Source organism: Brevundimonas sp. UBA5936 (assembly GCA_002430835.1).
Classification (GTDB): Bacteria; Pseudomonadota; Alphaproteobacteria; order Caulobacterales; family Caulobacteraceae; genus Brevundimonas.
This window is the reverse complement of sequence record DJDA01000020.1, coordinates 43910-53513: the sequence shown is the minus strand read 5'-3', so window position 1 is coordinate 53513 and position 9604 is coordinate 43910. Positions and strand designations below refer to the sequence as shown.

The 9604-nt window shown below is 65.2% G+C and carries 11 protein-coding genes; all 11 read right to left on the bottom strand.

Features of this window, described 5'->3' with window-relative positions; all coding sequences use genetic code 11:
* A partial coding sequence (locus B2Y21_RS01790) for a proton-conducting transporter membrane subunit (RefSeq protein WP_292056377.1) occupies positions 1-536 on the bottom strand: 536 nt, incomplete at its 3' end.
* A 7-nt stretch (positions 537-543) separates the two neighbouring features.
* Positions 544-2031 (bottom strand): NADH-quinone oxidoreductase subunit M, encoded by a 1488-nt coding sequence (locus B2Y21_RS01785; protein WP_292056369.1) that lies wholly within the window; start codon positions 2029-2031, stop codon positions 544-546.
* A 5-nt stretch (positions 2032-2036) separates the two neighbouring features.
* Positions 2037-4088 carry an NADH-quinone oxidoreductase subunit L gene (gene nuoL / locus B2Y21_RS01780; RefSeq protein WP_292056375.1) on the bottom strand — a complete coding sequence of 684 codons (2052 nt, stop codon included), beginning with the start codon at positions 4086-4088 and terminating at the stop codon, positions 2037-2039.
* A 14-nt stretch (positions 4089-4102) separates the two neighbouring features.
* Positions 4103-4411, bottom strand: coding sequence for an NADH-quinone oxidoreductase subunit NuoK (gene nuoK, locus B2Y21_RS01775; protein ID WP_003164596.1), 309 nt, complete (start codon positions 4409-4411; stop codon positions 4103-4105).
* Entirely contained in the window at positions 4411-5037 is a 627-nt protein-coding gene (locus B2Y21_RS01770) for an NADH-quinone oxidoreductase subunit J (protein ID WP_292056367.1), read from the bottom strand. Before B2Y21_RS01770 ends, nuoK begins: the two co-directional genes overlap by 1 nt.
* 113 nt (positions 5038-5150) lie before the next feature.
* Positions 5151-5642 carry an NADH-quinone oxidoreductase subunit NuoI gene (gene nuoI / locus B2Y21_RS01765; RefSeq protein ID WP_003170180.1) on the bottom strand — a complete coding sequence of 164 codons (492 nt, stop codon included), beginning with the start codon at positions 5640-5642 and terminating at the stop codon, positions 5151-5153.
* The gene (locus tag B2Y21_RS01760) at positions 5642-5857 is read right to left on the bottom strand and encodes a hypothetical protein (RefSeq protein ID WP_125900147.1); all 216 of its coding nucleotides are present in this window, start codon (positions 5855-5857) and stop codon (positions 5642-5644) included. The genes nuoI and B2Y21_RS01760 overlap by 1 nt, the downstream gene beginning before the upstream one ends.
* Positions 5854-6081, bottom strand: a complete 228-nt coding sequence (locus B2Y21_RS01755; RefSeq protein ID WP_292056365.1) for a hypothetical protein — start codon at positions 6079-6081, stop codon at positions 5854-5856. The genes B2Y21_RS01760 and B2Y21_RS01755 overlap by 4 nt, the downstream gene beginning before the upstream one ends.
* Positions 6081-7157, bottom strand: a complete 1077-nt coding sequence (gene nuoH, locus B2Y21_RS01750) for an NADH-quinone oxidoreductase subunit NuoH (RefSeq protein ID WP_292056362.1) — start codon at positions 7155-7157, stop codon at positions 6081-6083. Before nuoH ends, B2Y21_RS01755 begins: the two co-directional genes overlap by 1 nt.
* A 3-nt stretch (positions 7158-7160) precedes the next feature.
* Positions 7161-9206 carry an NADH-quinone oxidoreductase subunit NuoG gene (nuoG, locus tag B2Y21_RS01745; RefSeq protein ID WP_292056360.1) on the bottom strand — a complete coding sequence of 682 codons (2046 nt, stop codon included), beginning with the start codon at positions 9204-9206 and terminating at the stop codon, positions 7161-7163.
* The gene (locus B2Y21_RS01740; RefSeq protein WP_200165437.1) at positions 9206-9586 is read right to left on the bottom strand and encodes a hypothetical protein; all 381 of its coding nucleotides are present in this window, start codon (positions 9584-9586) and stop codon (positions 9206-9208) included. The genes nuoG and B2Y21_RS01740 overlap by 1 nt, the downstream gene beginning before the upstream one ends.
* Between the last annotated feature and the right edge of the window lie 18 nt (positions 9587-9604).

Below are 9604 nucleotides of genomic sequence, written 5' to 3'. Positions count from 1 at the left end.
CCGTAGATCAGGCTGGCGCCGTACAGCAGCAGACCCGACGACAGGGCGCCCAGGACGAAATACTTCAGACCCGCTTCCGAGGCCTTCAGATCGTCGCGGCGATAGGCGGCCAGGACGTAGAGGGCCAGCGAGTGCATCTCGATGCCGATGTAGAGCGAGATCAGGTCGCCCGACGACGCCATCATGCCCATGCCGACCGAGGCCAGCACGATCAGGATCGGATATTCGAACTTGGCGATGTTGTTGCGATGCATCCAGCCGTCGCCCAGCACCACGGCCACGGCGGCCGACAGGAAGATCACCGCCTTGCCGAAGACGGCTAGCGGATCGGCCACATAGGCCCCGTTGAAGGCCGAACCCAGCGGACCGACGACGGCCAGAGCCGTCGCCGCCAGCAGCAGCAGCACCGACAGGCCCGAGACCAGGCGCGTCGACTTCTCGCCGGCGAAGGCGCCGAGCATGAGCAGCACCAGCCCGCCGACCGCAAGGGTCAGCTCCGGGGCGGCGAGTTGGAGAGCGGAGGACAGATCAGGCATTATGGTCTCACCCGCCGATCGCGGCGCGATAGGCGCTGGTCAGGGCTTCAACAGTCGGCCCGGTGTAGTCGAGAACGGCGTTGGGATAGAGGCCCAGCCAGATGGTGCCGACGATCAGGGGCACGAAGATCAGCAGTTCGCGCTTGTCGATGTCGGTGATGTTTTCCAGCGCCGGATTGGTGATCGGGCCATACATGACGTTGCGGAACAGCGTCAGCGCATAGACCGCCGAGAAGATCACGCCCGAGGCCGCGATCAGGGCCGCCCAGGTCGAGACCTGATAGGCGCCCGTCATCGTCAGCACTTCGCCGATGAAGCCCGAGGTGCCCGGCAGGCCGACGTTGGCCATGGTGAACATCAGGAAGATGGCCGCATACCAGGGCATCCGCGCCGTCAGGCCGCCGTAGAAGGCGATCTCACGGGTGTGCATCCGATCATAGACCACGCCGACGCAGAGGAAGAGCGCGCCCGAGATCAGGCCGTGGCTCAGCATCTGGAAGACGGCGCCCTGAATGCCGGTGTCGTTGCCCGCGAAGATGCCCATGGTCACGAAGCCCATGTGGGCGACCGACGAATAGGCGATCAGCTTCTTGATGTCCGTCTGACGGAAGGCGACCAGCGAGGTGTAGACCACGGCGATGACCGACAGCGTCAGCACCAGAGGCGTGAACATCTGCGACGCCAGCGGGAACATCGGAATGTTGAACAGGATGAAGCCGTAGCCGCCCAGCTTCAGCAGGATGCCGGCCAGGATGACCGAACCCGCCGTCGGCGCCTGAACGTGGGCGTCGGGCAGCCAGGTGTGCACCGGCCACATGGGCATCTTCACCGCGAAGGAGGCGAAGAAGGCCAGCCACAGCAGCGGCTGCACCGCCGGGTCGAAGGCGTACTGCTTCAGTTCCGGAATGCTGGTGGTGCCCGTCGTGTGGGCCATCCACAGCATGGCCAGCAGCATCAGGACCGATCCCAGCAGGGTGTACAGGAAGAATTTGTACGCTGCGTAGATGCGGTTGGCGCCGCCCCAGATGCCGATGATCAGATACATCGGCACCAGGGTGCCTTCGAAGAAGATGTAGAAGAGGAACAGGTCCAGCGAGGTGAACACCCCGATGACCATGGTCTCCAGGATCAGGAAGGCGATCATGTATTCGACGACGCGCGTCTCGATCGACTTCCAGCTGGCCACGATGCAGATCGGCAGCAGGAAGGCCGTCAGCAGGACGAACAGGATCGAGATCCCGTCCACGCCCAGGTGATAGCCGGCGCCCGCGAACCAGGCGTAGTTCTCGACGAACTGATAGGCCGGGTTCGACGGATCGAACTGCGCGACCAGCAGGACGGACACGGCCAGCACCACCATGGTGGTGACCAGCGCGATCCAGCGGGCGGCCGGGGCCGCGGCGTCCTGACCGCCCTTGTTCAGCAGGCGCGCGATCAGGATCGCGGCCGCGCCCAGAAGCGGCAGGAAGGTGACGATGCTCAGAATGTGAGGCACGAGGCTCAGGCTCCCCACGTGAAGATGGCGAAGGCAAGGAACGCAGCCACGCCGATCAGCATCACGAATGCATAGAAGTAGACGAAACCGGACTGGAACCGGGACAACCAGCCGCCCGACTTCAGCGAAGCCCAGGCCGCGCCGTTCGGGCCCAGACCGTCGATGATCTTCACGTCGCCGATCTTCCAGAAGAAGTCGCCGATCGCCTTGGCGCCCTTCACGAAGACGGCGTCGTACAGCTCATCGAAGAACCACTTGTTGTAGAGGAAGGTCCACAGCGGGCCCTTGCGGTCGGCCATCTCCTTGGCCGCGCCTTCCTTCACGACATACAGCCAGTAGGCGATGGCCGTGCCCAGCAGCGTCACGATCAGCGGCGCCCACTTCACCCAGGTCGGGACGTTGTGGCTTTCGTGCAGGACGTGGTTCTCAGCCCCGACGAAGATGGCGCCGCGCCAGAACTCAGCCTCATGGTGACCGATGAAGTGCGGGGCGAAGATCATGCCCGCGAACACCGCGCCGATCGACAGCACCAGCAGCGGCACGACCATGACCAGCGGGCTCTCATGCGGCTTCAGCGGACCATGGTGATGGTCGTCGTGCGCATGATCGTCATGGGCATGATGATCGTCATGAGCGTGGGCGTCCGCATGGTGCGCGCCCTCCTCTTCCTTCCACACAGGCTTATTGTGGAAGGTCATGAACACCAGGCGCCACGAGTAGTAAGCCGTCAGCAGGGCCGCCGAGATGCCGATGACGAAGGCGAACATGCCCGCGGCCGAGTGGCCGGTCGTCGCCGCCGCATAGGCGCTCTCGAGGATGGAGTCCTTGGAGTAGAAGCCGGCGAAGCCGCCGACGCCGGGCATGCCCAGGCCGGTGATGGCGATGGTGCCGATCATCATGGTCGCATAGGTGACGGGCAGCAGCTTCCACAGGCCGCCCATCTTCCGCATGTCCTGCTCGTGGTGCATGCCGTGGATCACCGAACCGGCGCCCAGGAACAGCAGGGCCTTGAAGAAGGCGTGCGTGAACAGGTGGAACATGGCGGGCTGATAGGCGCCGACGCCCGCCGCGAAGAACATATAGCCCAGCTGCGAACAGGTCGAATAGGCGATCACCCGCTTGATGTCGTTCTGCATCATGCCGACGGTCGCGGCGAAGATAGCCGTGATGCCGCCGATGATGGCGATGAACTGCGACGCGACGGGCGCGTGCTCATACAGCGGCGACAGCAGGCAGACCATGTAGACGCCGGCCGTGACCATGGTGGCCGCGTGGATCAGGGCCGACACGGGCGTCGGGCCTTCCATCGCGTCCGGCAGCCAGGTGTGCAGGAAGAACTGCGCCGACTTGCCCATCGCGCCGATGAACAGCAGCAGACCGGCCAGATCCAGAGCCGACCAGGTGTGGCCCAGGAATTCCCAGCCCGTCCCGGCCTTGCCCGCGATCAGCGGGAACAGCTTGGCGAACTCGATCGTGCCGAACATCCAGAACACGGTCATCATGCCGAGCAGGAAGCCGAAGTCGCCGACGCGGTTGACCACGAAGGCCTTGATCGAAGCGGCGGTGGCCGAGGGCTTCTTGAACCAGAAACCGATCAGCAGATAGGACGCCAGGCCCACGCCTTCCCAGCCGAAGAACATCTGCAAGAAGTCGGCCGCCGTCACCAGCGCCAGCATCATGAAGGTGAACAGCGACAGATAGGCGAAGAAGCGAGGACGGCTATCGTCCTCCTTCATATAGCCCCAGGAATAGAGGTGAACCAGCGAGGACACCGAGGTCACCACGATCAGCATGACCGCCGACATGGCGTCGACGCGGATCGACCAGTTCGACTGGAACTCGCCGACGTGGACGAACGGCGCCAGGTGCACGGTGAAGGCTTCCAGCCCGCCCCAGGTCCACTGACTGAACACGATCCAGGAGACCGCGCACGAGAAGAACAGCAGGCCCGTGGTGACGGCCTGCGAGGCGACGTCGCCGATCCGGCGACCGAAGAAGCCGGCGATCATGGCCCCCAGCAGGGGGGCGAAGACGCCGAGAGTGACGAGAGTCTGGATAGTCACGGTTCCGATCAGCCCTTCATCACGGAGGCGTCGTCGACCGCGATGTCGCCGCGGTTACGGAAGAAGGTCACGAGAATGGCCAGGCCGACGGCGGCCTCGGCCGCGGCGACGGTCAGGACGAACATGGCCATCAGCTGACCCGACACGTCGTTCAGGTGCGTGGAAAAAGCCACGAAGTTGATGTTCACCGCGAGCAGGATCATCTCGACCGACATCAGGATGATGATGACGTTCTTGCGGTTCACGAAGATGCCGAAGACGCCGATGGTGAACAGCATGGCGGCGACCGCCAGATAATGCTGGAGCGAGATATCCATTACAGAAGCTCCTCGGGGGTGACGCCCTGGCCCGTGGTCACGGACTTGATCTCAACGGCCTTGGCGCGCTCGCGGTTGGCCTGAGCCGCCAGATCCTGGCGATGCACGCCCGGACGGTGGCGCAGGGTCAGGACGATGGCGCCGATCATGGCGATCAGCAGGACCACGCCCGCCGCCTGGAAGAAGTAGACGTAGTCCGTGTAGAGTACGCGGCCGATCGTCTCGATGTTGGTGACGTCAGGCCCGGCCGGAACCGGCGAAGTCGCGTCGCGGGCGGCCCCGCCCTGAACGACGGTGATCGACACCATGATCATCTCGGCCAGAAGCACGCCCGCCACGATACCCGCCAGCGGCAGGTAGCGCGCGTATCCTTCGCGCAAGCGCACGAAGTCGACGTCCAGCATCATGACGACGAACAGGAACAGCACCGCCACGGCGCCGACGTAAACGACGACCAGCAGCATCGCCAGGAACTCGGCGCTCAGCAGAACGAACAGACCGGCCGCCGAGAAGAAGGTCAGGATCAGCCAGAGAACGGAGTGCACGGGATTGCGCGCGGTCACCACCAGCAGGGCGGAAACCACGGCGACCGTCGCCAGAAGATAGAAGGCCAGGCCTTGCAACATGTGCGGGACGACGCCCCTCTTCAAAACCAATGGCCCGAGAGGAAACCTCGGACCCTTCCAAAATCGGCCCCGGCCCGAAGGTCAGGGTCAGCGTGGCGGAATCGCCGCTCCGTTTAGCGATACGGAGCGTCGAGTTCCAGATTCTTCGCGATCAGACGCTCCCAGCGGTCGCCGTTGTCCAGCAGGCGCGCCTTGTCATAGAGCAGTTCTTCGCGGGTCTCGGTGGCGAACTCGCTGTTCGGTCCCTCGACGATGGCGTCCACCGGGCAGGCCTCCTGGCACAGGCCGCAGTAGATGCATTTGACCATGTCGATGTCGTAGCGCGTCGTGCGGCGGCTGCCGTCGGCGCGCGGTTCGGCCTCGATGGTGATGGCCTGGGCGGGGCAGATGGCCTCGCACAGCTTGCAGGCGATGCAGCGCTCCTCGCCGTTCGGATAGCGGCGCAGCGCGTGTTCGCCACGGAAACGCGGCGACTGCGGGTTGCGCTCGAACGGATAGTTCACCGTCGCCTTGGGCTTGGCCATGTACTTCAGCGACAGGCCGACGGCGCCGAACACGTCGGTCAGCATCGCGCCCTTGGCCGCCTGAACGATACGGGTCAGCATTACGATTTCACTCCGGCGCACTCGCGTTGATAGCGGGCGCTTTCCTTATCGAGGGTCTGGCAAAGGCGCTGGCGTTCCGCCTCGCGCCGTTCGATTTCCTGCACCTTGCGCTCCCACTGATAGACCGACACGGGGTCGGCCTCATAGGGCGCGCAGGCCGACGCCAGCATGGGCGCGGCCAGGGCGAACATCAGGGCTGCGGCTTTCGTCTTCATCCGCCGATCCGGCGTTCGCAGCCGTCCCTGTCGAAGCGCGGATCATCCCGCGACAGACGTTGGCAATAGGCGCGCTTGTCCGCCTCCTCCGCCCGCTCGCGGTCCAGCCGCTCGAGACGCGCGGACGCGGTCTCGGGCGCAGCCGGATCCATCGGCTTGAAGATGCAGGCCGACAGGCCGGCGGCGAGCGCCAGCGCGATCAGGACTGTGGCGCGAGCGCCCATCACGCACCCACCGCGAAGACGCGCCACGCCGCCACGAAGACCACGGCCACCAGCGAAGCCGGCAGGAAGATCTTCCAGCCCAGACGCATCAGCTGGTCATAGCGGTAGCGAGGCACGAAGGCCTTCACCAGGGCGATCATGAAGAACCAGAAGACGACCTTGGTGATGAAGACCAGCAGGTAGAACAGGTTGGCGACGAAGGCCGGGACGCTGTTCAGGAAGTCGGTCGGGAAGCCCGGATTCCACCCGCCGCAGAACAGCAGGGTGATCATGGCGCACATGAAGACGATGTTGGCGTATTCGCCGATCATGAACAGCAGATAGGGCGTCGAGGAATATTCGACCTGATAGCCGGCCACCAGCTCCGACTCCGCTTCCGGAAGGTCGAACGGCGGGCGGTTGGTCTCGGCGAGGGCCGAGATGAAGAAGACGATGGTCATCGGCAGCATGACGATGATCGTCGGCAGGGTCTCAAGGCCGCCGCCGAAGGCGTTCCAGTTCCAGAACCAGCCGGACTGCTGGATCACGATCTGGGTCAGGTTCATCGTCCCGGCCAGCAGGATGACGTTGATGATGATGAGGCCCATCGAGACCTCATAGGACACCATCTGCGCCGCCGAACGCAGCGCGCCCAGGAACGGGTACTTCGAGTTCGAAGCCCAGCCGCCCATGATGATGCCGTAAACGCCCAGCGAGCTGATCGCCAGAATGTACAGGATGCCGACGTTCAGGTCCGCGACCACCCAGCCCGGTGCGAACGGGATCGCCGCCCACGCCACGAAGGCCAGCACGAAGCTGATCAGCGGGGCCAAGATGAAGACCACCTTGTCCGACCCGGCCGGAATGACGATCTCCTTCAGCACGAACTTGAAGAAGTCGGCAAAGGATTGCAGCAGGCCGAAGGGGCCGACCACGTTCGGGCCCTTGCGCAGCTGAACGCCCGCCCAGATCTTGCGGTCGGCCAGCAGCAAGAAGGCCAGGGAGATCAGGATACCGACCACCACCAGCAGGATCCCGCCGACCGTGGCGAGGGTCCAACCCAGAGGCGTGGTCCAGAAGGAAGTCGCAGCGTCCATGATTTACTCCGCCGCCAGGGCGACCGGCGCCGTCCGCTCAGCGGACAGTTGGGCCATGGTTTCACTGGCGCGCGCGATCGGGTTGGTCAGATAGGGATCGGCGATGACGGAGACGAAGGCGACGTCGCCCAGGTCTCCCTTGGCGCCCAGCTTGGCGACGTCGAACGTCGCGGCCGGGGCCAGATAGTCGATGCGGCCGAAGGTCGGATGGTCGCCCATCAGCTTGGCGCGCAGTTGCTCAAGCGTGTCGAACGGCAGCTTGTGGCCGACGCGCTCGGACAGGGCGCGGATGATGGCCCAGTCGTCCTTGGCCTCGCCCTTCGGGAAGACCACGCGCTCGGCCATCTGCACCCGGCCCTCGGTGTTGACGTACAGGCCCGACTTCTCGGTGTAGGCCGCGCCGGGCAGGATCACGTCCGCGCCGTGCGCGCCGCGATCGCCGTGCGAGCCCAGATAGACGCGGAAGGCGCCCGATGCGTCCGCGTTCACCTCATCGGCGCCCAGCAGGAACAGAACGTCCAGCGCGCCCGGCTTCAGCATGGCGGCGACATCCAGACCGCCCTCGCCCGGCAGGAAGCCCATGTCCAGACCGCCGACGCGCGCCGCGGCGCTATGCAGCACGTTGAAGCCGTTCCAGCCGTCCTTGACCACGCCGACCTTCTTGGCCAGCGCGCCCAGGGCGTTCAGCACGGCCGGGCCGGTCTCGCCGGTCAGGGCGCCCGCGCCGACGATGATCGCCGGGCGTTCAGCCTTGGTCAGGAAGTCGGTCGCGACCTTGGGCAGCTTGCCCAGGGTCTTCGAACCGGCGCCCAGCCAGGCGTAGTCATAGGTCAGATCGGCTTGCGGTCCGATGACGCCGACCTCGACGCCGCCCTTCAGCCAGGCCTTGCGGATGCGCGCGTTCAGCAGCGGCGCTTCCGTGCGCGGATTGGCGCCGACGATCAGGATGGCGTCAGCGTTTTCAATGCCTTGCAGGCCAGAGTTGAACAGCCAGCCCTCGCGAGCCTCGCCGCCCAGCGCGACGCCGTCCTGACGGCAGTCGGTGTTGGCCGAGCCCAGCGCGCGGAACAGGTCCAGCGTCGCCTTCATCGACTCGGCGTCCTGAAGATCGCCTGCAATGGCGCCGATGCGGTCAGCCGAAGCGGTCTTCAACTTGTCGGCGACGACCGACAGGGCTTCATCCCACGAGGCCGGACGCAGCTTGCCGTTCTCACGCACCCACGGACGGTCCAGACGACGCGCCTGCAGGCCGTCGACGGCGTAGCGGCTCTTGTCCGACAGCCACTCTTCGTTGATGCCCTCGTTCACGCGCGGCAGCACGCGCATGACCTCGGCGCCGCGCGAGTCGGCGCGGATGTTCGAACCGAGGGCGTCCATCACGTCGATGGTCTCGGTCTTCTTCAGCTCCCACGGACGATAGTGGTACTGCCACGGGCGGTGCGTCAGGGCGCCCACCGGGCACAGGTCGTTGACGTTGCCCGACAGTTCGCTGTCGATGTTCTTTTCCAGATAGGTCGTGATCTCGGCGCTTTCGCCGCGCGAGATCATGCCGATGTCCGGCACGCCCGCCACTTCGGTGATGAAGCGAACGCAACGGGTGCACTGGATGCAGCGCGTCATGAACGTCTTGACCGTCGGGCCCATGTTCTTTTCTTCGACCGCGCGCTTGTTCTCGCCGTAGCGCGAACCGTCGCGGCCGTAGCCGACGGCCTGATCCTGCAGGTCGCACTCGCCGCCCTGGTCGCAGATCGGGCAGTCCAGCGGGTGGTTGATGAGCAGGAACTCCATCACCCCTTCGCGGGCCTTCTTCACCATCGGCGTGTCGGTGAAGATTTCCTGGCCGTCGGCGGCCGGCAGCGCGCACGAAGCCTGTGGCTTCGGCGGTCCGGGCTTCACCTCGACCAGGCACATGCGGCAGTTGCCGGCGATGGACAGGCGCTCGTGGTAGCAGAACCGCGGGATTTCCTGCCCGGCGCGCTCGGCGACCTGCAGCACGGTCATGCCCGGTTCGAACTCGACTTCAACGCCGTTGACTTTGGCGATGGGCATCAGCGGGCCTCACTCTCGGCGGCTTGACCCGCCTCGGACGAAAGAGAAACGGTCTGGGTCTGGCCGTCGCGCGACAGCGACACCGTGGAATCCTTGACCGAACAGTTGAAGGTGACATGGCCGCCATCGACCGGCGCGCGCCACGACACGGTGGAGGCCGCCGCGTCGAACGTCACGGCATCGTCGCCTTGGCCATACAGCGTCAGCACCGCTTGGCGGCAAGCCTGTTCGCCCTCAAGCGGCGCGGACGGCGCCGCCGCCCCCCGGATGAAGGCGTCCCCCACCTCGGAAGGCAGCACATACGGTTCGCGCGTGTTTGCCTGCTCGCCGCAGGCGGCGAGAGCGATCAGGCAAAGAAGCACTGGAGCTGCGCGTTTCATGCGGTCAGTCCTGCGCCC

Excerpts from the sequence above, each read along its gene's own strand:
- nuoK (WP_003164596.1), bottom strand. The coding sequence starts at position 4,411 with ATGGATATCTCGCTCCAGCATTATCTGGCGGTCGCCGCCATGCTGTTC.
- B2Y21_RS01740 (WP_200165437.1), bottom strand. The coding sequence starts at position 9,586 with ATGAAACGCGCAGCTCCAGTGCTTCTTTGCCTGATCGCTCTCGCCGCC.
- B2Y21_RS01755 (WP_292056365.1), bottom strand. The coding sequence starts at position 6,081 with ATGGGCGCTCGCGCCACAGTCCTGATCGCGCTGGCGCTCGCCGCCGGC.
- nuoG (WP_292056360.1), bottom strand. The coding sequence starts at position 9,206 with ATGCCCATCGCCAAAGTCAACGGCGTTGAAGTCGAGTTCGAACCGGGC.
- B2Y21_RS01760 (WP_125900147.1), bottom strand. The coding sequence starts at position 5,857 with ATGAAGACGAAAGCCGCAGCCCTGATGTTCGCCCTGGCCGCGCCCATG.
- nuoH (WP_292056362.1), bottom strand. The coding sequence starts at position 7,157 with ATGGACGCTGCGACTTCCTTCTGGACCACGCCTCTGGGTTGGACCCTC.
- nuoI (WP_003170180.1), bottom strand. The coding sequence starts at position 5,642 with ATGCTGACCCGTATCGTTCAGGCGGCCAAGGGCGCGATGCTGACCGAC.
- B2Y21_RS01770 (WP_292056367.1), bottom strand. The coding sequence starts at position 5,037 with ATGTTGCAAGGCCTGGCCTTCTATCTTCTGGCGACGGTCGCCGTGGTT.